The sequence below is a fragment of the Microbacterium lemovicicum genome (assembly GCF_003991875.1).
Taxonomy (GTDB): Bacteria; Actinomycetota; Actinomycetes; order Actinomycetales; family Microbacteriaceae; genus Microbacterium; species Microbacterium lemovicicum.
Genome location: NZ_CP031423.1, coordinates 1,215,461 through 1,237,672, shown reverse-complemented (window position 1 = coordinate 1,237,672; position 22,212 = coordinate 1,215,461). Strand labels below are relative to the sequence as shown.

19 protein-coding genes are annotated in these 22,212 nt (G+C 70.9%); 6 read left to right on the top strand and 13 right to left on the bottom strand.

Annotation, left to right across the window (positions count from 1 at the left end; genetic code table 11):
* Nucleotides 1-155 precede the first annotated feature (155 nt).
* Nucleotides 156-1,982, top strand: a complete 1,827-nt coding sequence (locus tag CVS47_RS05725) for an AMP-dependent synthetase/ligase (RefSeq protein WP_127095232.1) — start codon at nt 156-158, stop codon at nt 1,980-1,982.
* 85 nt (nt 1,983-2,067) lie between these two features.
* Here CVS47_RS05725 and def read toward each other — a convergent pair whose 3' ends face one another.
* Genes def through CVS47_RS05710 form a run of 3 tightly spaced genes read right to left on the bottom strand, consistent with a single transcriptional unit; the run spans nt 2,068 to nt 8,070 of the window.
* On the bottom strand, nt 2,068-2,559 hold the full coding sequence (gene def, locus CVS47_RS05720) for a peptide deformylase (RefSeq protein WP_127095231.1): 492 nt from the start codon (nt 2,557-2,559) through the stop codon (nt 2,068-2,070).
* A 7-nt stretch (nt 2,560-2,566) separates the two neighbouring features.
* Nucleotides 2,567-4,648: a nucleotide-binding protein gene (locus CVS47_RS05715; RefSeq protein ID WP_206502840.1), complete on the bottom strand. Its 2,082-nt coding sequence runs from the start codon at nt 4,646-4,648 to the stop codon at nt 2,567-2,569.
* A 14-nt stretch (nt 4,649-4,662) separates the two neighbouring features.
* The gene (locus CVS47_RS05710; RefSeq protein WP_127095230.1) at nt 4,663-8,070 is read right to left on the bottom strand and encodes a pyruvate carboxylase; all 3,408 of its coding nucleotides are present in this window, start codon (nt 8,068-8,070) and stop codon (nt 4,663-4,665) included.
* A gap of 73 nt (nt 8,071-8,143) precedes the next feature.
* On the opposite strand from CVS47_RS05710, the gene CVS47_RS05705 reads away from it, so the two are divergent.
* Entirely contained in the window at nt 8,144-8,953 is an 810-nt protein-coding gene (locus tag CVS47_RS05705) for a ParA family protein (protein WP_127095229.1), read from the top strand.
* A 203-nt stretch (nt 8,954-9,156) separates the two neighbouring features.
* On the opposite strand, the gene CVS47_RS05700 is transcribed toward CVS47_RS05705, so the two are convergent.
* From CVS47_RS05700 to CVS47_RS05690, 3 genes are all read right to left on the bottom strand, one after another.
* A complete protein-coding gene (locus tag CVS47_RS05700; protein WP_127095228.1) occupies nt 9,157-9,702 on the bottom strand; it encodes a MerR family transcriptional regulator in 546 nt (181 codons plus the stop codon).
* Between the two features lie 93 nt (nt 9,703-9,795).
* Complete coding sequence (ftsR, locus tag CVS47_RS05695; protein ID WP_127095227.1) at nt 9,796-10,479, bottom strand: transcriptional regulator FtsR; 684 nt, start codon at nt 10,477-10,479, stop codon at nt 9,796-9,798.
* A complete protein-coding gene (locus CVS47_RS05690; protein WP_127095226.1) occupies nt 10,479-10,976 on the bottom strand; it encodes an FHA domain-containing protein in 498 nt (165 codons plus the stop codon). The genes ftsR and CVS47_RS05690 overlap by 1 nt, the downstream gene beginning before the upstream one ends.
* 256 nt (nt 10,977-11,232) lie before the next feature.
* Here CVS47_RS05690 and CVS47_RS05685 point away from each other — a divergent pair, with 256 nt between their 5' ends.
* Together CVS47_RS05685 and lpdA are read left to right on the top strand one after the other, a co-directional pair.
* Complete coding sequence (locus CVS47_RS05685; RefSeq protein ID WP_127095225.1) at nt 11,233-11,898, top strand: copper resistance CopC family protein; 666 nt, start codon at nt 11,233-11,235, stop codon at nt 11,896-11,898.
* A gap of 61 nt (nt 11,899-11,959) precedes the next feature.
* On the top strand, nt 11,960-13,360 hold the full coding sequence (gene lpdA / locus CVS47_RS05680) for a dihydrolipoyl dehydrogenase (protein WP_127095224.1): 1,401 nt from the start codon (nt 11,960-11,962) through the stop codon (nt 13,358-13,360).
* Between the two features lie 92 nt (nt 13,361-13,452).
* Here lpdA and CVS47_RS05675 read toward each other — a convergent pair whose 3' ends face one another.
* From CVS47_RS05675 to CVS47_RS05665, 3 genes are all read right to left on the bottom strand, one after another.
* The gene (locus CVS47_RS05675; RefSeq protein ID WP_127095223.1) at nt 13,453-14,109 is read right to left on the bottom strand and encodes a CYTH domain-containing protein; all 657 of its coding nucleotides are present in this window, start codon (nt 14,107-14,109) and stop codon (nt 13,453-13,455) included.
* Nucleotides 14,096-14,329, bottom strand: coding sequence for a response regulator (locus CVS47_RS05670; protein WP_127095222.1), 234 nt, complete (start codon nt 14,327-14,329; stop codon nt 14,096-14,098). Before CVS47_RS05670 ends, CVS47_RS05675 begins: the two co-directional genes overlap by 14 nt.
* Nucleotides 14,330-14,405: 76 nt before the next feature.
* A complete protein-coding gene (locus CVS47_RS05665; protein ID WP_378791242.1) occupies nt 14,406-16,877 on the bottom strand; it encodes a glycogen/starch/alpha-glucan phosphorylase in 2,472 nt (823 codons plus the stop codon).
* 202 nt (nt 16,878-17,079) lie between these two features.
* On the opposite strand from CVS47_RS05665, the gene CVS47_RS05660 reads away from it, so the two are divergent.
* On the top strand, nt 17,080-17,811 hold the full coding sequence (locus CVS47_RS05660) for a glutamine amidotransferase (protein ID WP_127095221.1): 732 nt from the start codon (nt 17,080-17,082) through the stop codon (nt 17,809-17,811).
* A gap of 25 nt (nt 17,812-17,836) precedes the next feature.
* Here CVS47_RS05660 and CVS47_RS05655 read toward each other — a convergent pair whose 3' ends face one another.
* The 3 genes from CVS47_RS05655 to CVS47_RS05645 all read right to left on the bottom strand — a co-directional run bounded on the left by CVS47_RS05655 (nt 17,837) and on the right by CVS47_RS05645 (nt 19,863).
* Nucleotides 17,837-18,331: a prepilin peptidase gene (locus CVS47_RS05655; protein ID WP_127095220.1), complete on the bottom strand. Its 495-nt coding sequence runs from the start codon at nt 18,329-18,331 to the stop codon at nt 17,837-17,839.
* An 87-nt stretch (nt 18,332-18,418) separates the two neighbouring features.
* Complete coding sequence (locus CVS47_RS05650) at nt 18,419-19,501, bottom strand: YihY/virulence factor BrkB family protein (RefSeq protein WP_127095219.1); 1,083 nt, start codon at nt 19,499-19,501, stop codon at nt 18,419-18,421.
* 65 nt (nt 19,502-19,566) lie between these two features.
* Entirely contained in the window at nt 19,567-19,863 is a 297-nt protein-coding gene (locus CVS47_RS05645; RefSeq protein WP_127095218.1) for a DUF1905 domain-containing protein, read from the bottom strand.
* Between the two features lie 50 nt (nt 19,864-19,913).
* Here CVS47_RS05645 and CVS47_RS05640 point away from each other — a divergent pair, with 50 nt between their 5' ends.
* Complete coding sequence (locus tag CVS47_RS05640) at nt 19,914-21,077, top strand: serine hydrolase domain-containing protein (RefSeq protein WP_127095217.1); 1,164 nt, start codon at nt 19,914-19,916, stop codon at nt 21,075-21,077.
* Between the two features lie 86 nt (nt 21,078-21,163).
* On the opposite strand, the gene CVS47_RS05635 is transcribed toward CVS47_RS05640, so the two are convergent.
* Nucleotides 21,164-22,150: an aldo/keto reductase gene (locus CVS47_RS05635; protein ID WP_127095216.1), complete on the bottom strand. Its 987-nt coding sequence runs from the start codon at nt 22,148-22,150 to the stop codon at nt 21,164-21,166.
* Nucleotides 22,151-22,212: the final 62 nt, after the last annotated feature.

The following is a 22,212-nucleotide window of genomic DNA, read 5'->3' as shown; positions in this document are numbered from 1 at the left end:
GCGTGGGCCGCTTCCGCTCTGCCGCGCGCCCGCGTCGGCGCCTCGAAGTCTAGTGGCGCGGGGCATTCCGCATCCGGCATCCGGCTCCGGGGCGCGAACAGGCGCCCCGGTAGACTCGTTCCACAGAGTTGTCCACCGGTACCGAAGGAGCTGCCGTGATCCAGTTCGAAGTCCCCGCCGTCGTCCCCGCCGACCCGAGCGCGAACGTCGCCGATCTGCTCGTCGAGCGAGTGAGGGCCACGCCCGATCTCGCCCTCTTCGCCCTCCCCGAGGGCGGTGGGTGGAAGGACGTCTCCGCCGCCGAGTTCCAGCGCCAGGTGATCGCCTTGGCCAAGGGCTTCGTCGCCGCCGGCCTCGAGCCGGGCGACAAGGTCGCCTTCATCGCCCGCACCACCTACCAGTGGACGCTGGTCGACTTCGCGCTCTTCTACGCCGGAGCGGTGATGGTGCCGGTCTACGAGACCAGCTCCCCCACCCAGATCCAGTGGATCCTGTCGGACTCGGGCGCCATCGCCTGCATCCTCGAGAGCACGGCCCACTCCGCGAGCCTTGACGAGGTGCGCGCCGAGCTCCCCCTCATCGGCAAGGTCTGGGAGATGCACCGCGGCGACCTCGACAAGCTCGTGGCGGGTGGCGCCGGGGTGGCGGACGCGGAGATCGAGCGCCGCCGCTCGCTCGCGAACTCCTCCGACATCGCGACGCTGATCTACACGAGCGGCTCGACCGGGCGCCCCAAGGGCTGCGTGCTCACCCACGGCAACTTCGTCGAGCTGGCGCGCAACTCCGCGAAGGCGCTCAGCGAGGTGGTCACCATGCCGGGGGCCTCGACGCTCCTGTTCATCACGACGGCGCACGTGTTCGCCCGCTTCATCTCCATCCTCGACGTGCACGCCGGGGTGAAGACCGGGCACCAGCCCGACACCAAACAGCTCCTTCCCGCGCTCGGCTCCTTCCAGCCCACGTTCCTGCTGGCCGTCCCCCGCGTCTTCGAGAAGGTCTACAACTCGGCCGAGCAGAAGGCGGAGGCCGGCGGCAAGGGCAAGATCTTCCGCGCCGCCGCCCACACGGCGATCGAGCACTCCCGGCTGCAGCAGGAGGGCGCGAAGATCCCGCTCGGCACCCGCATCAAGTTCGCCGTCTTCGACCGCCTTGTCTACAACAAGCTCCGGGCGGCGATGGGCGGCAGGGTCATCTACGCCGTCTCGGGCTCGGCGCCGCTCGGCGCGCGGCTCGGGCACTTCTTCCACAGCCTCGGCGTGGTCATCCTCGAGGGCTACGGTCTCACCGAGACGACCGCGCCCGCGACGGTGAACCTCGCCCGTGCGTCGAAGATCGGATCGGTGGGTCCCGTGCTCCCCGGCGTCGGCGTGCGCCTCGATGACGACGGCGAGATCCAGGTGCGCGGCATCAACGTCTTCAAGGAGTACTGGCGCAACCCCGAGGCGACCGCGGAGGCGTTCGACGGAGACTGGTTCAAGACCGGCGACCTGGGTTCCTTCGACCAGGAGGGCTACCTGTCGATCACGGGGCGCAAGAAGGAGATCATCGTCACGGCCGGTGGCAAGAACGTCGCCCCGGCGGCGCTCGAGGATCCCATCCGATCGAATCCCATCGTCGGGCAGGTCGTCGTCGTCGGAGATCAGAAGCCCTTCATCTCCGCGCTCGTCACCCTCGACCCCGAGATGCTTCCCGCGTGGCTGTCGAACAACGGGCTGCCGGCCGACATGTCGCTGGACGTCGCGGCGAGCAATGCCGCGGTGCGAGCCGAGGTGCAGCGCGCCATCGACATCGCGAACAAGGGGGTCTCGCGGGCCGAGTCGATCCGCAAGTTCGTGATCCTCCCGACCGAGTGGACGGAGGCGAGCGGCCACCTGACCCCGAAGATGAGCATCAAGCGCAACGTCATCATGTCGGACTTCGCCAACGACGTCGCCCAGCTCTACGCGGAGCCGGTGAACACGACCAACGTCTCGGTCGGCTGAGCCGAGCCGACCACGGACGAAGAGAGACCCGGATGCCGCGGCATCCGGGTCTCTCTTCTCTTCAGCTGCCTGCGGCCTCGGCGGGTCAGAACCAGTCGGACTCGCGGATCTGCCGCATGGCGATGCGCCGGTCCTCGGGCGAGAGGCGCTCGAGGTAGAGGCGGCCGTCGAGGTGGTCGGTCTCGTGCTGCAGCGCCTGCGCGAGCAGACCGTCGCCCTCGAGGACGATCTCCTGCCCGTCGAGGTCGATGCCGACCACCTTGGCGTGCGGGTGGCGGATCGCGTCGTGCCACAGCCCGGGCACCGACAGGCAGCCTTCGCCCACGGTCTCGGGCTCGCCCGACACCTCCACGAGGGTGGGGTTGATGACGTAGCCGATGTCGCCGTCGATGTTGTAGCTGAACGCCCGGAGGCCGACGCCGATCTGCGGGGCGGCGACGCCGGCGCGTCCGGGGAGCTCGACGGTGTCGAGGAGGTCGCGGATGAGCGCCCGCACGCCGTCGTCGATGTGCTCGATGGGCGCGCTGACGGCGCGCAGGACGGGGTCGCCGAAGACCCGGATGGGACGGACCGACACAGCGGCGCTACGCGGCGGCGGGGAGGGCGCGCAGGCCCTCGACGACGGCGGCAGCCAGCTCCCGCGCGGCGAGACGCGTATCGGGCTGGAGGTCGCGGAACGTGATGGCGCTCCCGGCCGCGATGAGCGGGTCGTACGGCACGCGCACCACGGCACGCACGCGGGTGCGGAAGTGCGCCTCGAGCTCGTCCGGGCGCACCATGGGCGCGCCGGGACGACCGCTGTTCAGCACGACGACCGCGGTGCGCACCTGCTCCGCATAGCCGTTGGTCTCGAGCCACGTGAGCGTCTCGGAGGCCAGGCGCGCCTCGTCGACGCTGAGACCGGCGACCACCACGATCTGGTCGGCGACCTCGAGGGTCGCCCCCATCACGGAATGGACGATGCCGGTGCCCGTGTCGGTCAGCACGATGGAGTAGTAGTGCGCGGCGAGCGAGGCGACGTCCTGGTAGTCCGTGTCGCTGAGCGCCTCGGACACGCGGGGATCGGAGTCGGACGCCAGCACGTCCAGGCGCGTCTCGTCGCGCGAGACGACGGCCGAGATGTCGTTGTAGCCGCGGACGCTGCTGCGCACCCGGACCAGGTCGCGGATCGTCTTGCCGCTCGCCTTCGCGATGCGCTCGGCGAGCGTGCCGCGGTCGGGGTTCGCGTCGATCGCGATGATGCGGTCGTCGCGGGCGTCGGCCAGCGCCATGCCCAGCAGGGTCGTGACGGTCGTCTTGCCGACGCCGCCCTTGCGCGAGAGCACCGGCACGAACCGCGCATTGCCGCTGAGCGGCACCGCGATCCGACGGTCGAGCTCCTTGCGGCGACGCGCCACCCGACCGTCGCCGAGGTTGATGCGCTTGCCCGTCAGCCGGTAGATGAAGTGACGCCAGGCGCCCTCCGGCTCCGGCCGCACGATCATCGACGGGTCGAGCAGGCGATCGGCCGTGAGGAGGTCGGACGACTCCCGACCGGCTTCGAACTCGCCGAGCCGCTTGGAGGTCAGGGCGACGTCGGGGCGGGTGGTGACGCGCTCGAGCGCCTGCGTGCGGTCCGCGGCCTCCGGTGCGGGGCGTCGGATCGCGCGCGCGGGTGCTGGAGTCTCCGGCGCCTCGGCGGGCTCCGGCGCGGCAGCCACGGGTTCCGGCGTCGACTCGTGCTCGATCTCGGACTCTGCCGGTTCCGGGGCGACGGGCTCGGATGCCGGTGCGGACGCGGGAGTCGCCCCCGGTGCGGACGCAGGAGCCGCCTCCGCGGCGGACGCGGAAGCCGCTGCGGGCTGAGGCGCGGGCGTCTGCTCGACGGCCGATGCCGCCGCGGCCGCGGGAGCCGGGGTCTCGAGGTCCGACGCGCTCGGCTCGGCGGGTGCCGGCTGCTCGGCGCGGGGCGGCTCGACCTCGCGCGGGGGCAGGGGAACGGCGCCCGTGCGGACGGCGCGGCGGCTGGTCATGTAGGGCGATGCGGGCCTCGTCGCCGAGGCCGTCGCCGCACCCGAGACCGCGGCGGCGGTCGCGGCGACGGCAGCAGCGGCCGCGGCATCCATCTCCTCGCGCACGCGGGCGTCGAAGGCGGCGCTCAGCGCGGCGGCGTCCGCCGCGGCGGTGTCTGCCGTGGGAGCCGCGCCATCTGCGACCTCGGCGTCATCTGCGACGTCGGCGTCGTCGGCGTCGTCGACGACCTCGACGTCCACGATCTCGGCGTCGGACGCCGTCGCGGTCTCGTCGTGCTCGGCCGCGACCGGGCGGGAGTCATCCGGATCGTCGTCGTCTTCGAGGTCGATGACGACGACCTCGTCGGCGGTGGCGGCCAGGTCGGCGGTCTGCGGGTCGGTGGGCGCCGACAGTTCGGCGCCGGTCAGCTCCTCGTCGATGCGAGCCGGGTCGAGCTCGTCGTCGACCACGTCATCGTCGAGGAGGTCGTCGTCGTGGGCGGCGGGAACGATCACACTGATCTGCTCCGTGGCGGGTCCGCCGAGGATGTCCAGTCGGGCGACATCGAGGTTTCCGGAGTCGTCGAGGACGCCGTGTTCGGTGCTGTCTTCCGGCTGCTGGTCATTGCGATCGGGCGTCACTGCGGCATCTCCAAGCGGGGGGTGGGCTGTCATCACCCCTTCACAGGCTACTGCGAGGGGCGGATGACGACCAAAAGGTCGCCCGCCTCCACCTGCTGGCTCCCCGTGATCGCGAGCCGCTCGATGACGCCGTCGACGGTGGCGGTGATGGCCGCCTCCATCTTCATCGCCTCGATCGACGCGACGGGCTGACCGGCCTTGACCGATGCTCCCGCCTCCACCTTGACGGTCACCACGCCGGCGAACGGAGCGGCCACCTGGCCCGCCTTCGAGGTGTCGGCCCGCTCGGCCTGACGCGCCTCGACCGTGATGCCGCGGTCGCGCACGTAGACCGGGCGGAGCTGCCCGTTGAGGATGGTCATGACCGTCCGGATGCCCTTCGCGTCGGCTTCGCCGATGGCCTCGAGACCCACGTAGAGCTGCACGCCGGGGTCGATCTCGGCGACGTGCTCCTCCCCCGGGGTGAGCCCGTAGAGGTAGTCGGGCGTCCCCAACGAGGAGAGGTCGCCGTACGTCTCGCGGTTCTTCTCGAACTCCTTGGCCGGTCCGGGGAACAGCAGGCGGTTGAGCGTGCGGCGACGCTCTACCGCGTCGCCGTCGAGACCGGCGCGCTCCTGGTCGGTGAGCGGGGGCACCTCGATGGAGACCTCGCGTCCGGCGAGCACCCTGGTGCGGAACGGCTCCGGCCACCCGCCCGGCAGGTCGCCCAGCTCGCCCGCCATGAAGCCCACGACCGAGTCGGGGATGTCGTAGTTCTGCGGGTTCTCGGCGAAGTCGGCGGGATCGGCCTTCGCGGCGACGAGGGCCAGTGCGAGGTCGCCGACGACCTTCGACGAGGGCGTGACCTTCGGGATGCGGCCGAGGATGCGGTCGGCGGCGGCGTACATGTCCTCGATGAGCTCGAAGTCGTCAGCCATGCCGAGGGCGATGGCCTGCTGCCGCAGGTTCGAGAGCTGACCGCCGGGGATCTCGTGGTGGTACACGCGGCCGGTCGGGCTCGGGAGCCCGGACTCGAACGGGCGGTAGAGGTGCCGCACGGCCTCCCAGTACGGCTCCAGGTCGCTGACGGCCTGCAGGTCGATGCCGGTGTCGCGATCGGTGTGGGCGAGGGCGGCGACGAGGGCCGACAGCGAGGGCTGGCTCGTCGTTCCCGCCAGGGGTGCGGCCGCAGCATCCACGGCGTCCACGCCGGCGGCACTCGCGGCCAGCAGCGTCGCGAGCTGGCCGCCCGCCGTGTCGTGGGTGTGCAGGTGCACGGGCACGTCGAACCGCTCGCGGAGGGCCGTGACGAGCTTCGCGGCCGCCGCGGGGCGCAGGAGTCCGGCCATGTCCTTGATGGCCAGCACGTGCGCACCGGAGGCGACGATGGCTTCGGCCAGTCCGAGGTAGTAGTCGAGGGTGTACAGCTGCTCGGCGGGGTTCAGCAGATCGCCGGTGTAGCAGAACGCGACCTCCGCGACGGCCGTGCCGGTCTCGAGCACAGCCGAGATCGCGGGGCGCATCTGGTCGACGTCGTTGAGGGCGTCGAAGATGCGGAAGATGTCGACGCCGGTCGACGCCGCCTCGCGGACGAACGCGTCCGTCACCTCGACCGGACGGGGCGTGTAGCCGACGGTGTTGCGACCGCGCAGCAGCATCTGGATCGGGATGTTCGGGATCGACTCGCGGATCGCGGCGAGCCGCTCCCAGGGGTCCTCCGCGAGGAAGCGCAGCGCGACGTCGTAGGTGGCGCCGCCCCACGCCTCGATCGAGAGGAGCTGCGGGGTCATGCGCGCCACGTGCGGACCGACCCGGACGAGGTCGCGCGTGCGCACGCGGGTCGCGAGCAGGGACTGGTGGGCGTCGCGGAACGTCGTCTCGGTGACCGCGAGGGCGGTCTGCGCGCGCAGAGAGGCGGCGAACCCGGCGGGACCGAGGTCGCGGAGCCGCTCGAGTGCACCGACGGGCGGAGCCGCGCTCAGGTCGCACGTGGGCAGCTTGCTCCCCGGCGACACCGACAGGGGCTTCTGCCCGTACGGCTGGTTCACCGTGACGTCGGCGAGCCAGGTGAGCAGCTTCGTCGCGCGGTCGCGCGACGGGTTGCTCGTGAGCAGTTGCGGGCGCTCCTCGATGAACGCGGTGCTGAGGTCTCCGGCGACGAAGGACGGGTCGTCCAGCACGCCGCGGAGGAAGGGAATGTTCGTCGAGACGCCGCGGATGCGGAACTCTGCCAGTGCGCGCTTGGCGCGGGCGACGGCCGCGGGGAAGTCGCGTCCGCGGCACGTCAGCTTCGCGAGCATGGAGTCGAAGTGCGGGCTGATCTGGGAGCCGGCCGCCGTGGTGCCGCCGTCGAGACGGATGCCGGCGCCGCCGGGCGAGCGGTAGGTCGTGATGCGGCCCGTGTCCGGTCGGAACCCCTGTGACGGGTCCTCGGTCGTGATGCGGCACTGGAGGGCGGCACCGCGCAGGACGATGCGGTCCTGCGACAGTCCGAGCTCGTCGAGCGACTCCCCTGCCGCGATGCGCATCTGCGACTGGACGAGGTCGACGTCGGTCACCTCCTCGGTGACGGTGTGCTCGACCTGGATGCGCGGGTTCATCTCGATGAACACGTGCTGGCCGGCGCGCTCACCGGCGGTGTCGACGAGGAACTCGACCGTGCCCGCGTTGACGTAGCCGATGGACTCGGCGAAGGCGACGGCGTCGCGGTGGATGCGCTGACGCAGCTCCTCGTCGAGGTTCGGCGCCGGGGCGATCTCGATGACCTTCTGATGACGGCGCTGCACGGAGCAGTCGCGCTCGAAGAGGTGGACGGTGTGACCCGTCGCGTCGGCGAGGATCTGCACCTCGATGTGGCGCGGGCGCACGACCGCCTGCTCGAGGAACACCCGCGCGTCGCCGAACGCCGCACCGGCCTCCCGCATGGCCTCGGCGATGGCCGGGGGCAGCTCCTCGGGCGTCGCGACGCGGCGCATGCCGCGACCGCCGCCGCCGGCGACGGCCTTCACGAAGATGGGGAAGCCGATGTCGGCCGCCTGGGCGACGAGCGTGTCGACGTCATCGGAAGCGGGCGTCGAGGCCAGCACCGGCACGCCCGCGGCGATCGCGTGCTCCTTGGCCGTGACCTTGTTGCCGGCCATCTCGAGCGCCCGCGCGGGCGGCCCGATGAACGTGATGCCGTTCTCGGCGGCGCGGGCGGCCAGGTCGGGATTCTCGGAGAGGAATCCGTATCCCGGGTAGATCGCGTCGGCACCCGACTCGACGGCGACGCGGATGATCTCCTCGACGTCCAGATAGGCACGCACGGGATGCCCCTGCTCGCCGATCGGGTAGGACTCGTCCGCCTTCTGCCGATGCAGCGAACCGCGGTCCTCGTAGGGGAAGACCGCGACGGTCTTGGCCCCCAGCTCATAAGCCGCACGGAATGCGCGGATGGCGATCTCTCCGCGGTTCGCGACCAGGATCTTTCGGAACATGTGCACCTCGCAGAGGGACCGGGCGGGAAGCCTGAGTGTCCGCACAGCCTACGGGACGGTAACGTAGAGCCTCGTGCACGTACTCTCCGTCAGCTCGCTCAAGGGCGGGGTCGGTAAGACGACCGTGACTTTGGGGCTCGCCTCCGCCGCATTCGCCCGCGGCGTCCGTACCCTGGTCGTCGACCTCGACCCCCAGTCCGATGTCTCGACGGGCATGGACATCCAGGTGGCAGGCCGCCTGAATGTCGCCGACGTCCTGGCCAATCCCAAGGAGAAGGTCGTCCATCAGGCGATCACCTCCAGCGGATGGGCGAAGGTCCACCCCGGCACCATCGACGTCATGATCGGCAGCCCCTCCGCCATCAACTTCGACGGCCCGCACCCGAGTGTGCGCGACGTCTGGAAGCTCGAGGAGGCGCTCGCGACCATCGAGGCCGACTACGACCTCGTGCTCGTCGACTGCGCCCCGTCGCTGAATGCGCTGACCCGCACGGCGTGGGCCGCGAGCGACCGCGTGATCGTCGTCACGGAGCCCGGACTGTTCTCCGTGGCCGCCGCCGACCGCGCTCTGCGCGCGATCGAGGAGATCCGCCGCGGCCTCTCCCCCCGTCTCCAGCCGCTCGGCATCGTCGTGAACCGCGTGCGACCGCAGTCGATCGAGCACCAGTTCCGCATCAAGGAGCTGCGCGACATGTTCGGGCCGCTCGTGCTCGCGCCGCAGCTCCCCGAGCGCACCTCGCTGCAGCAGGCGCAGGGCGCCGCGAAGCCGCTCCACATCTGGCCCGGCGACTCGGCCCAGGAGCTGGCGGCCGACTTCGACGCGCTCCTCGACCGTGTCATGCGCACCGGTCGCATCCCGGTTCCGGGCGAAGCGCGCGCCTGACCGCGGTGCCCCCGAGGGCACGCAGAGCCAGCCCGCTCCGCAGCAGCACGCGCTGATCACCCGCCGCACCCATGACGGCGCGACGATCAGCGTCCTCCGCACCAGCCCGGGATCATCTCCCGGACAGCCCTGAGGGCACGACGATCATCGCTGCGCGCACGCGCTGAACGCGCACGCGCTGTTCGCGGACGCATGAGCGAGTGTCAGGCCGAGCGCACCGCGCGGCGGGCGGCGAGCTCGTCGACCGCGTCGGGCACCTGGGCGTCGAAGTCGACGAGGGTCGACTCGACCTCGCGGAGGACCTTGCCCACGGCGATGCCGAAGACGCCCTGACCGCGGCTGACGAGGTCGATGACCTCGTCGTTGGACGTGCAGAGGTAGACCGATGCGCCGTCGCTCATGAGCGTCGTGCCGGCGAGGTCGCGGATGCCGGCGGCGCGGAGCTGATCGACGGCCACGCGGATCTGCTGCAGCGAGATGCCGGTGTCGAGGAGACGCTTGACGAGCTTCAGCACGAGGATGTCGCGAAAACCGTAGAGGCGCTGCGAACCGGAGCCGCTGGCACCGCGCACGGTGGGCTCGACGAGCTCCGTGCGGGCCCAGTAGTCGAGCTGACGGTAGGTGATGCCGGCGGCGCGTGCGGCCTGAGCGCCGCGGTAGCCCACTTCGTCATCCATCGCGGGCAAGCCGTCGGTGAAGAGGAGATCGGCGGCGAACGGTGTGTCGCCGGCCGCTTCGGGAGCGGTCATACGCGTCCTCCTCATCGGTTCGGGTAGTGCCCACGCTAGATCAGCCCGGGCGGCCGGGCAACGACATCGGGTCGTCGGCGTCGGCGTGTCGCGCTAGGACAGCAGTCGCTCGAGCGAGGCGCGCACGTAGATCCCGCGCAGCTCGTCGAGACGTTTGGCCAGTTCAGGGCCCAGATCGCTGACGCGCGCGCGGGACGCGGCATCCGTCCGACGCAGGAGTGCGGAGAGCGCGGATTCGATCAGCGCGACTTCGCGCTCGGCGCTCTGCCGCAGGGTGCGCACGTGGCGCGGCTCGATACCGTGGCGGTCGAGTGCCACGAGGGCGCGCAGGATGGCGACCGATTGATCGGTGTACGCGTCGGCGCCCAGCACACCGGTGCTGACGGCGTCGTTGAGCAGCTGCGGCGACGCGCCGGCCGCCGTCAGGAGCTCCTCGCGGCGGTAGCGACGCGGCGCGGGCACGATCGAGGGCATCGCGGTGGGCGGGGCCGGGTCGCGGCCGGCGTCGACGTCGGCGAGGTAGTCGCGGATGACGAGGAGCGGCAGGTAGTGGTCGCGCTGGAGGGTGAGCGCGAGACGCAGCCGATCGACGTCGGCCTGCGAGAACTTGCGGTAGCCCGACTCGGTGCGCGTGGGCGTCACGATCCCCTGGACCTCGAGGAAGCGGAGCTTGCTCGAGGTGAGGGAGGGGAACTCCGGGGTCAGCCGGGCCAGCACCTGGCCGATGCTGAGAAGACCCGCGGACGACGAACGTTCGCGGGCGGAGGCCGCCGGCATCAGCCTTCCGCGTGCAGCGGAAGGTCGGCGGGCGAGACGAAGAAGTTGAGACGGAACTTGCCGATGCGCACCTCGGCGCCGTTGACGAGTGACGCGCGATCGACGCGCTCCCCGTTCACGTAGGTGCCGTTGAGCGAGCGCTGATCGACGATCTCGAACGAGGCACCGTCGCGGGTGATCTCGGCGTGACGGCGCGAGACGGTGACGTCATCGAAGAAGATGTCGGCCTCGGGATGACGGCCCACGGTCGTCACGTCGGTGTCGAGCAGGTACCGGGCGCCGGCCGTCGGACCGGAGCGCACGAGCAGCAGCGCGGCCTGGGAGGGCAGCGCTCCGATGGCCTCGATCTCCGCCTCGTTGAGGTCGGCGCCGAACGGCACGAACGACAGGTCGGAGTCGTGCCCGAACGTCTGCGTGACGTCGGTGGGCGCGTCGGGAGAGCCGGCGTCGGCGCCTCGCCGGATGTCCTCCGGTCCGGGTGTGCGGTTGTCCTCCACGGCGTACCTCCTTCGCATCCAGACTAGCCGATCGCCCACCCCGCCTCGACGGCGGTGGCGGGTGAGGAGGCTCTGAGTCCGGACGTCCCTCTGATGTGCACGTGCGTCGCGGAGGATGCTCCGCGACGCACGTGACGAAGCCTGTCGAGTATCCGAACCTACTGAGTGGAGAGCCGCCGTGTCGAGTGCGGCGGGCCGCTTCCGGCGTGTGTCCCCCATCCAACTGGCGCGGAGGTGGCGCCGGTAGCCTGAACGGATGCCGCACCACTCCCCCACCCGTCGCCCGCGCCTTCTCGCCTCCGTCGTGGCCGCTGCGCTCCTCGTGCTCGGCGGGATGGTCGGCGGAGTGCTCGTCGCCGCGCCCGCCAGTGCGCACGACGAGCTCGTCTCGACGGACCCCGCCGCCGGTGCGACCCTCGACGCCGCCCCCGCGCAGCTCACCCTCACCTTCAGCGGCGAGCTGCTGGCAGATCCGGGGGCGACCGAGGTGCAGATCACGGATGCCGCGGGCACCTCCCTCTCCTCCGGTGGGCCCGCCGTCGCCGGCACGACGGTGACCCAGGCCGTCGATTCCGCCGCAGCCTCCGCCGGCGGCGCCGTCACCGTGCTGTGGCGGGTCGTCTCCAGCGACGGCCACCCGATCTCCGGGGAGCTCGACTTCACGGTGGCCGCGGCCGCACCTGCCCCCACGCCCACCGCCACCCCGGCGGCCACCACGGCGGTGAGTCCCGCTCCGAGCGCCACCGAAGCGGTGGAGGCGGCACCCTCGCCGTCGGCGACGACGGTCGACGCCGCGGGCGACTCCGAGGGCACGCCCCCGTGGCCGTGGATCATCGGCGGGATCGTCCTCGTGGCTGCGGGCGGCGCGCTCGTAGCGGTGCTCGTCGGGCGGGCGCGCGGGCAGTCCTCGACCTCGCGCTGACCGCGTTTCGGCGGCGCCACAGGCCGATTCCGGCATGCCTCCCGAGCACTAGGCTGGAGGCATGCCTCACTACGACGTCGCTATCCTCGGCGCCGGCCCCGGCGGTTATGTCGCGGCCGTTCGCAGCGCCCAGCTCGGTCTTTCCGTCGCCATCATCGAAGAGAAGTACTGGGGCGGTGTGTGCCTGAACGTCGGCTGCATCCCCTCGAAGGCGCTGCTGCGCAACGCCGATCTCGCCCACGTCTTCCACGACCAGGCGGATCTCTTCGGCATCTCCGGCGAGGTGCACTTCGACTTCGGCGTCGCGTGGGATCGCAGCCGGAAGGTCGCGGACACCCATGTCAAGGGCATTCACTACCTGATGAAGAAGAACAAGGTCACCGAATACGAGGGCCGTGGAACGTTCGCCGACGCGAACACCATCGACGTCGTGATGACCGACGGCTCCTCGGAGCGCGTCACGTTCGACAACGCGATCATCTCGACGGGCTCCACCGTCCGGCTGCTGCCGGGCGTCACCCTGAGCGAGAACGTCGTGACCTACGAGGAGCAGATCCTCAACCGCGACCTCCCCGAGTCGATCGTCATCGTCGGGGCGGGCGCCATCGGCATGGAGTTCGCCTTCGTGATGGTGAACTACGGCGTCAAGGTCACCATCATCGAGTTCCTCGACCGCGCGCTCCCCAACGAGGACGCCGACGTGTCGAAGGAGATCGCCCGCCAGTACAAGAAGTACGGCGTCGAGATCCTGACCTCCACCAAGGTAGAGACGGTCACCGACCACGGCGACCACGTCACCGTCACCTACACGCCCAACGGCGGCGGTGAGACCCAGTCCGTCGACACCGACCGCGTGCTGATGTCGATCGGCTTCGCCGCGAACGTCGACGGCTACGGCCTCGACAAGACGGGCGTCGCCCTCACCGACCGCGGCGCCATCGCGATCGACGACTACATGCGCACGAACGTCCCGCATATCTACGCGATCGGCGACGTCACCGCGAAGCTGCAGCTCGCCCACGTGGCCGAGGCGCAGGGAATCGTGGCGGCCGAGACCATCGGCAAGGCCGAGACGATGCCGCTGGGCGACTACCGGATGATGCCCCGCGCGACGTTCTGCTCGCCGCAGATCGCGTCCTTCGGCCTCACCGAGCAGCAGGCGCGCGACGCCGGCTACGACGTCAAGGTCGCCAAGTTCCCCTTCAGCGCCAACGGCAAGGCGAACGGGCTCGGCGAGCCGATCGGATTCGTCAAGCTGATCGCCGACGGCGAGCACCTCGAGCTGCTCGGCGGCCACCTCATCGGACCCGACGTGTCGGAGCTCCTGCCCGAGCTGACGCTCGCGCAGAAGTGGGACCTGACCGCGCTGGAGACGGCGCGCAACGTGCACACGCACCCCACGCTCTCCGAGGCCGTGCAGGAGGCCTTCCACGGCCTCGCCGGCCACATGATCAACCTGTGATCGCGGACTGATCGAACGCTGTGCCCCGCTGACGCGGGCGCAGATGCGAAACGCCCCGGCCGTCCATCGGACAGCCGGGGCGTTTCTCGGTCTCAGCGTCCGAGGGTGCGGCCGAGCTTCGACGAAGGTCCGGCGGGCCGGCCGCCCGCCGCGATGATCGCGCTCTCGATGGCGGCGAACAGCTCCTCCCGCTCGGCCGGGTCGGCCGGGGCGGCGGGACCGAGCTCGACCTCCCATTCGCGCCACTCGCGGACGGTGTCGCCGCGCAGGTCGGAGCCGCGCACGTGGTCGTCCACGAACTCGGCGATCAGCCCGCCGTCCGCCGCGCGGAGCGCGGTGGGCACGCGCGAGTTCTCGACGCGTGCGAGCGGGTGCAGCGCAGAATCCGTGACCTTGTGGATCTCGGCGCGCACCGCATCGGGGACGTCCTCGTCGGGGTCGATGCCGAGCGGCCAGGCGGTCTCCACACGCGCGCCGTCGATGAGCGGCCCCTTGATGTGCCACCCGGCGTCGTGTCCCCCGGTGCGGCGACGCAGCGCGTAGCCGGCGTGCGCGAGGTGCAGCTCCTCGGTGTCGAGGTACCGCGCGTCGAGTTCGCGGATCTCCTCGGGCATCACCTCGGCGACGCCGGGGATGTCGTGCCAGTCGGGCAGGGCGGTCGACGCGTCGACGTCGTAGGTGCGCTCCACCTCGAGCGACCGCACCGGCTCACCGGTGCGGTCGGGGACGGGCTCGTCAGCGACGGTCACGCGGTTCGTCGCTGTAGGGGTCGATGACGTCCTCGGACTCGATGAACCAGAACTGGGCCTCGGTGGGGCCGTCGTCCGTGCCGGTGTTCTCCAGATCGCCCTTGCGCTCGTAGACGACCTGCGTCTCGCTGTAAGGGACGATGAGCGAATCGAGGTCGGGGCTCTCCAGGGGGAGAACCTGTCCGTCGAGCGGGCCGCCGTGCAGTCGTGCGATTGTCATGGATCCAGCGTAGACCGAGCGCCGCCGGCGCACGGGAGCGTGCGCCGGCGAGCTCTCCGTGCTAGGCCGGAGGCGCTCAGTACGCCGGGGGCGTGTGCCAGATGCGCTGGATGTAGTCGCGCATCGATCGGTCGGACGAGAAGTAGCCGCTGCGGGCGACGTTGAGGATCGCCGAGCGCGTCCAGGCGTCCTGGTCGCCGTAGGCCGCGTCGACCTTCCCCTGCTCCGCGATATAGGAGGCGTAGTCGGCGAGCACCATGAAGCGGTCGTCGTACAGCAGGTTCGACACGACGGGCTCGAACGTGGTCCGATCGCCGCCGGAGAAGGCGCCGGAGGCGATCAGGTCGATCGCCCGGCGCAGATCCTCGTCCTTCTGGTAGAACTCGCTCGGGCGGTACCCCTCTGCCCAGAGCGCCTCGACCTCGGGCTCGGTCATGCCGAACAGGAAGAAGTTGTCGTCTCCCACGAGCTCGCGGATCTCGACGTTCGCGCCGTCGTCCGTGCCGATGGTGAGCGCGCCGTTCAGCGCGAACTTCATGTTGCCCGTGCCGGAGGCCTCCTTGCCGGCCAGCGAGATCTGCTCCGAGAGGTCGGCGGCCGGGATCACGCGCTCGGCGAGGGTCACGTTGTAGTTCGGCGGGAAGACGACGTTGAGGCGTCCCTCCACGCGGGGATCGGCGTTGACGACCGAACCCACCGCGTTGATGAGGTGGATGATGCGCTTGGCCATCACGTAGCCGGGTGCCGCCTTCGCGCCGAAGATGAAGGTGCGCGGCGTGACGTCCTTGACGTCGACACGTCCCGAGATGATGCCCTCGTACGACGTCACGATGTGCAGCACCTTGAGCATCTGGCGCTTGTACTCGTGGAGGCGCTTGACCATGACGTCGAGCATGTGGCCGTCGGGCACGCTGAGCCCGTCGCGCGCGAGCAGCACCGTGTTGAGCGTGCGCTTGTTGGCGGCCTTCACCTCGGCGAAGCGAGCGCGGAACTCCGGGTCCTCCGCGAAGGACTCGAGCCCGCGCAGGCGCTCGAGGTCGACCGTCCACCCGGCGCCGAGCGCCTCGGTGATGAGGTCGGCGAGCTGCGGGTTGGCCAGGCGGATGAACCTGCGCGGCGTGACGCCGTTGGTGACGTTGGTGAACTTGCCGGGGTAGAACTCGTTGAAGTCCGGCAGCACCTTGTCGCGCAGCAGCTGCGAGTGCAGCTCCGCCACGCCGTTGACCTTCGCGCCGGCGACGGTGGCGAGGTAGGCCATGCGCACCGAGCGCTCGGGAAAGTCCGAGACGATCGACATGTTGCGGATGCGCATCTCGTCGTCGCCGAACCGCTCGCGGACCGCGAGGAGGAACTCGTCGTTGATGCGGTAGATGATCTCGAGGTGCCGCGGCAGCAGGCGTCCGAGGAGATCGACCGACCAGACCTCGAGCGCCTCCGGCAGGAGGGTGTGGCAGGTGTACGCGAAGCACTGCTGGGTGATCGCCCACGCGGCATCCCAGTCCATCTTCTTCTCGTCGACGAGGACGCGCATGAACTCGGGCACCGCGATGACGGGGTGCGTGTCGTTCAGCTGGAAGATGATGCGCTCGGGGAGCTTCTCGAGGTCGAAGTCCTCGGCGAGCACGTTCGTCAGGAAGTCGCGGATGGAGGCCGCGACGAAGAAGTACTGCTGCTGGAGGCGCAGCTCCTTGCCCTGGGGCGTCGAGTCCTCGGGGTAGAGCACCTTCGAGATGTTCTCGGCGAAGATCTGCGCGCGCACGGCCTCTTCGTAGTCGCCCGAGTTGAAGATGCGCAGGTCGAAGGCGTTCGTGGCGACGGAACGCCACAGGCGCAGCGTGTTGACCCGGCCGTTGTGGTACCCGGGCACCATGTAGTTGTACGGGACCGCCTGCACGTTCCACGCGGGGATCCACCGCGAGCGCTCGACGCCGTCGTCGTCGTAGGTCTCGGTGTGGCCGGCGAAGGAGATGGTCTGCGCCGCCTCCGGGTGGGGGAACTCCCACGGTGAGCCGAGGCTGAGCCAGGCGTCGGGCTGCTCGACCTGCTGGCCGTCGACGAAGGTCTGACGGAAGATGCCGTACTCGTAGCGGATGCCGTACCCGATGCTGGGCACGCTCATGGTGGCGAGGGAGTCGATGAAGCAGGCCGCGAGCCGCCCGAGACCGCCGTTGCCCAGTCCGGGCTCCACCTCCTGCTGGCGGAGGTCGTCGATGTCGATGCCGCACTTGGCGAGCGCCTCCGTGGCGACGTCCGTGAGGCGGCTGGCGAGCAGATTGTTGTCGAGCTGCCGGCCGAGGAGGTATTCCGCCGACAGGTAGGCGACGCCCTTGGACTGCGCCTCCCGCTGGCCGCGCTGGTCTTCGAGCCAGCGCGCCATGAGGTAATCGCGCACGGTGTGCGCGAGCGCCAGGTAGCGGTCGTTGGGGCTGGACGCCGACAGCGGGACGCCCTGCGTGAAGTTGAGGTTCTTGAGGAACTCGCGCACGAAGCCGTCGACCGAGCTCGCCGGCGCGCTCACGGGCGCGAGGGCGAGCGGGTGGTCGGCGATCTGCGTCCTTCCGGAGGCGGCGGGCGCGACGGAGTCGACGGGGGCGAGGTCAGCTTCTTCGTGGGGCACAGTACGAAGGTACAGACCGCCGGTGGCGCCCGCGAATGATTCACCTGTCGCACGGGGGAAGTTAACACGCTGGTGACGGAGAGCCCGATCCGCGCCGCGCGGGAGCCCGCTCCCCCGCGGCTATCGTGAGGGGGTGAAACCCTTCGTGCTGCTGGCGACGCGCGCCGAGGACGGGCCGGCCGACGAGGAGTACGAGCTCTTCCTGCGCGGCACCGGTCTGCAGCCGTCGGAGCTCGTGCGGGTGCGGGTGGAGGCGACGCGGATGCCGCGCTTCGACTTCGACGAGATCTCCGGCATCTTCGTGGGCGGAGGGCCTTTCAACGCGTCGGACCCGGCGGAGAAGAAGTCGCCGGTGCAGCTGCGCGTCGAAGCCGAGTTCTCGACGCTCCTCGACCGCGTCGTGCGGCGGGACTTCCCGTTCCTCGGCGCCTGCTACGGCGTGGGGACCCTCGGCGCGCACCAGGGCGCGATCATCGACCGCACGCACTCCGAGCCGATCAGTGTCGTGCCGGTGACGCTCACCGAGGCGGGTGTCTACGACCCGATCCTCGCGGGGATGCCGGCCGAGTTCACCGCATTCGTCGGGCACAAGGAGGCCATCCGGGTGCTCCCGGAGCACGCCGTCCTCCTGGCGTCCTCCCCCGCCTGTCCGGTCCAGATGTTCCGCGTCGGACGCAATGTCTACGCCACGCAGTTCCACCCCGAGCTGGACGTCGACGGCATCACCACGCGCATCCACGCGTACGCCGACTTCGGATACTTCGCCGCCGACGAACTCGAGCTGACTCTCGCCGCCGTGCGTCGCGCGCCCGTCGAGCACACCGCGCGGATGCTCCGCACCTTCACGGAGCGCTTCGCCCGCTGAGGCAGGTTCGCCTCCCGGCGGCGGATCACGCGACGACGACGGCGGTGAGGATGCCGCACCATGCGCCCGCGAGCAGGAACGGTCCGAACGGCAGCGCCGTGGAGCGCCGCGCCCGCCGCAGGGCGAGAAGGACGAGCGCGGAGACGCCGCCGATCAGGAAGGCGACCACGAGCCCGGTGAGCACGGCGTCCCAGCCGATCCGGCCGAGGAAGAGCCCCAGCACGCCGGCGAGCTTGACGTCGCCTCCGCCCAGGCCGGCGGTGTTGACGACCCGCAGCAGCAGGAAGCCGGTGAATAGCGCCGCCCCCGCGACGACGGCACGCAGCAGCGGCCCGGGGTCGTTCGTCAGCGCCGCGGCGATGGCGAACAGGACGATCCCGACGGCGTAGCCCGGCAGCACGACGCGGTCCGGGAGCCGGTGCGTCCGCACGTCGACCACGGTGAGGACCACGCTCGCGGCCGCCAGCCAGGCGTACGACAGGAGCACCGCGACGCCGGCGAGCGCGTCGGGCGGGGACATCGCTTCAGTGTGACCGCCGCAGGCAGCGTGCGGTGCGGCATCCGCTCCTCTGTGGAGAACTCATCGCCGGCGGACCGACGGGACGCGTCAGCCGGACGTCTTCTCCGCGGCTTTCGCGGCCTCCTTCTCGGCCGCCTTCGCCGCAGCCTTCTCCATCGCCGCGCGCTCGGCGGACTCGGCGGTGCGGGCGGCCTGCAGCTCGTCGGTGGCGACGCGCACCGAGGCCTCCGCCTGACGCACCCGACGCTGCACGAAGGTCGCGGCGCCGAACCGCTCGTGCACGCGGTCGCTCTCCTGCGCCATCGTGACGACGATCCAGGCGGAGGCGATGAGGATCACCTGCGCGCTGAGGTTGATCCACAGCAGCAGCGCGATGAGCGTCGCGAAGACGCCCAGCAGCGGGTTGGACGTGGCGCCGCCGACGAACAGGCCCGACAGCTGCTGCAGCACGGTGAGGCCGATGCCGCCGATCACCGCGCCCGTGAGCAGAGCGCGACGCGGGGGGCGCGTGCCGGAGAGGGTGCGGAACATCACCGCGACGACGATCGCGTCGAGGAGGAAGACGGCCAGCACCGAGACGGCGCGGGTGCCGATGACCGCCGCAGGCGATGTCTCATCGAACCCCAGCAGGTCTGTCAGGATGCCGATGCCCGCGGTCGCGAGGAACGTCGCGGCCGCCGAGACCGCGAGAGCGCCGCCGAGGGCGATGGCCAGCAGCAGATTGCGGCCCATCACGATGACGGGCAGCGTGTCGTCGTGCACCTTCCCGGCGATGAGCCGGATGGCCGTGCGCAGCGAGCCGATCGCTCCGATCGCCGCACCCAGCAGACCGATGAGGGCGATCACGCCGGCCACGGTGAAGCCCGTGGGCGCCTTGATCGCGTCCGGGTCGATGACGCCGCCCTCCCCGACCAGACCGGGGATGGCGCTGTCCACGGCGTCGATGAGCGCCTGCCACGCGACGGGGTTGCCGGCCAGCCAGACGGCGGCGACGGAGAAGCCGAGGAGCACGCCGGCGAAGACGCTGAACAGCGTGCGGTAGGTGATGCTGTCGGCGAGCATCGGCCCGCGGCGCTCCCCGTAGAGCAGGAACACCCGAACGGGTGTGAGAGTGAGCGCGCGGGCGATCACTCGGGGGATCAGTGCGGGCGATGGGGATGCCTCGGCCATGCGCTTCAGGCTATCGGGCGGCCGCGCAGGTCTCGCGTGCTTGACAGCGCCCGATCCGCCCGTCGTCAGGCGTCGAGGATCTTGAGCGCGACGGAGACCGGACCGTCTTCGACCAGGTGCTCCGCGTCGCGGACCGAGCGCTTGAGCGGGAGCCAGTAGCGCCCGTCGGCGCTCGGGAAGATCGAGGTCCGCCAGGCGGACAGCCCGACACGGGCGTCGACGCGGACGGAGCCGAAGCCGCGCGTCGGGCGCGGGATCTCGCGGATCAGCTCGCTGAGCTCGGCCGGGACGGCGGTGAAGAACCAGTCCGAATCGGTGCGAGCCTTCCAGAGGAAGACGACGTCGTCGAAGTCGATGTTCACGCGGGCCTCACGCAGAGCACCTTATCGCGACGGTCTCCTAGGCTCGGAGGATGCACGACGACGTGACGCGCTCGATCGATGACGCGGTGGCCGGCGGTGTCCCGTTCGTCATCGCCGGAACCACATCGGCCTCGAAGACGACGTTCCTGCACGCGGCCGGGCGCCGCGGGGCGGTGGACGATGACATGGCGGAGGCCGCGGCATCCGACACCGTCATCGGTGTGTACTCCGTCACGAAGGCCTTCACGACCACCGTCGCCCTGCAGTGCGTGGAGGACGGGATCCTCAACCTCGACGCGCCGGCGCGCGAGTACCTGCCGGCCATCGGCGAGCTCGAGGTGCTGGAGGACCTCGACGACGACGGCCGGATGCGCACCCGGCCGCCCGTGCGCGACATCACGAGCCGGATGCTCCTCATGCACACGTCGGGTCTCGCCTACGACATGTTCGACCCCCGCTACGCGGCCCTCGCCCGAGCACGGCGCCGAAGCGGATCAACCACCCCGCTGGCCGACTCCCTGCGCACTCCCCTGCTTCACGATCCCGGCGCGCGCTGGACGTACGGCACCTCGCTCGACTGGCTCGGGCTGATCGTGGCCGCCGTGCGCGCACAGCGTCTCGACACCGTGGTGCAGGAGCGGATCTGCGCGCCGTGCGGCATGACGTCGACGTCCTTCGACCTGCGCCCCGACATGCGCGCGCGGAGGGCCGTGCTGCACCGGCGGCGTCTCGACGGCACGCTCGCGCCGGTCACCGTCGAACCGCCCGACACCCCCGAGCTCGACATGGGCGGGCAGGGCCTGTTCTCGACGGTCCCCGACGTGCTCGCCCTGCTGCGGGTGTGGCTCGGCGACGGCTCGGCACCCGGTGGACGTGTCCTGCAGGAGGCGACGATCGAGCGTGCCGTACAGGGGATGCCGGGGCTCGAGGTCACCCCGCTGGCCTCCGCCGCGCCGGGCGTGACGCGCGATGCGGAGTTCTTCCCCGGACTGCGCACGTCGTGGGCGACGTCGTTCCTCGTGACCGACGAGGACGTGCCGGGCGGACGGCGAGCCGGCACCCTGTCGTGGGCGGGGCTCGCCAACATGCACTACTGGATCGACCGGCGTTCGGGTGTCGCCGCGGTGTGGGCGACGCAGCTGCTGCCGTTCTTCGATCCGGCGTGCGCCGCCGGCGTCGCCGCGTTCGAGCGGGCGGTGTACGCGGGGCGCTGACCCCGGTTCACCGCCCGCTCGCGGACGGCGCGACGTGCGCGAGCGGGCGGCGCGAGGTGCGGGCTGCGCGAGCGGGCGGCGCGAGCTCACCAGAGGGGGTGGATGGCCTTTCGCAGGTGGCGGTCGTACACCTCGTGCACGGCGGCGTCGAAGGCGTCGAGGTCGAGGCCCGCCACGGAGGCGGCCGCCGCGTTCGAGGTCGCCTGGGCGACGGTGCGCGCGCCGGGGATCACGGTCGTGATGCCGGTGCGGCTCGCGATCCAGGCCAGCGTCGCCGCGGGGAGGGTCACTCCGTCGGGGAGTGCCGCCGCGAGTTCGCGCGAGGCGGCGAGGCCGACCTCGTAGTCCACGCCGGAGAACGTCTCGCCCCGGTCGAACGCCTCGCCCTGGCGGTTGTAGGAGCGGTGGTCGTTCGCCGCGAAGGTCGTGTCGGCGGTGTACTTGCCGGACAGCATGCCGCTGGCCAGGGGGACGCGCGCGAAGATGGCCACGCCCGCGGCATCCGCTGCCGGCAGCACCTCGTCGAGGGGCTTGAGGCGGAACGGGTTGACGATGATCTGCACGTTGGTCACGTTCGGGCGGGCGATCGCGGCGAGCGCCTGCGCGCTGGTCTCCACCGAGACGCCGTAGGCGGCGATGGCGCCGTCGGCGACCAGCGCGTCGAGGGCGTCGTAGGTCGCGTCGTCCTCGATCACATCGGTGGGAGGGCAGTGCAGCTGCACCAGGTCGAGCGTGTCGGTGCGGAGATTGCGACGCGACCGCTCGGTCCAGGCGCGGAAGTTCTCCGGCGTGTAGTTCTCCTTGACCTGCTCCTGGCGGCGGCCCATCTTCGTCGCCACGGTGATGCCCGCGTCGGGGCGGTCGGCGAGGAAGCGACCGATGAGCGTCTCCGAGCGGCCGTCGCCGTACACGTCGGCGGTGTCGAAGAGCGTGACGCCGGCGTCAGCGGAGGCGGCGAGGACGGCGAGCGCGTCCTCCTCGCTCACATCGCCCCAATCGGCGCCGAGCTGCCAGGTGCCGAGGCCGATGACGGAGACGTCGCGGCCGGTTCTGCCGAGGGGTCGCTGCTGCATTGTTGTCCTCTTCCGGAGGGTGGGGGAATTTCAGCATGCCATGACCACGGATCTCGCGGCCG

Bases quoted from the DNA above. Each gene is read 5' to 3' on its own strand.
- CVS47_RS05715 (WP_206502840.1), bottom strand. From the start codon at position 4,648: ATGACAGCCCACCCCCCGCTTGGAGATGCCGCAGTGACGCCCGATCGC.
- CVS47_RS05710 (WP_127095230.1), bottom strand. From the start codon at position 8,070: ATGTTCCGAAAGATCCTGGTCGCGAACCGCGGAGAGATCGCCATCCGC.
- CVS47_RS05700 (WP_127095228.1), bottom strand. From the start codon at position 9,702: ATGACCGCTCCCGAAGCGGCCGGCGACACACCGTTCGCCGCCGATCTC.
- ftsR (WP_127095227.1), bottom strand. From the start codon at position 10,479: ATGCCGGCGGCCTCCGCCCGCGAACGTTCGTCGTCCGCGGGTCTTCTC.
- CVS47_RS05685 (WP_127095225.1), top strand. From the start codon at position 11,233: ATGCCGCACCACTCCCCCACCCGTCGCCCGCGCCTTCTCGCCTCCGTC.
- lpdA (WP_127095224.1), top strand. From the start codon at position 11,960: ATGCCTCACTACGACGTCGCTATCCTCGGCGCCGGCCCCGGCGGTTAT.
- CVS47_RS05670 (WP_127095222.1), bottom strand. From the start codon at position 14,329: ATGACAATCGCACGACTGCACGGCGGCCCGCTCGACGGACAGGTTCTC.
- CVS47_RS05655 (WP_127095220.1), bottom strand. From the start codon at position 18,331: ATGTCCCCGCCCGACGCGCTCGCCGGCGTCGCGGTGCTCCTGTCGTAC.
- CVS47_RS05650 (WP_127095219.1), bottom strand. From the start codon at position 19,501: ATGGCCGAGGCATCCCCATCGCCCGCACTGATCCCCCGAGTGATCGCC.
- CVS47_RS05640 (WP_127095217.1), top strand. From the start codon at position 19,914: ATGCACGACGACGTGACGCGCTCGATCGATGACGCGGTGGCCGGCGGT.
- CVS47_RS05635 (WP_127095216.1), bottom strand. From the start codon at position 22,150: ATGCAGCAGCGACCCCTCGGCAGAACCGGCCGCGACGTCTCCGTCATC.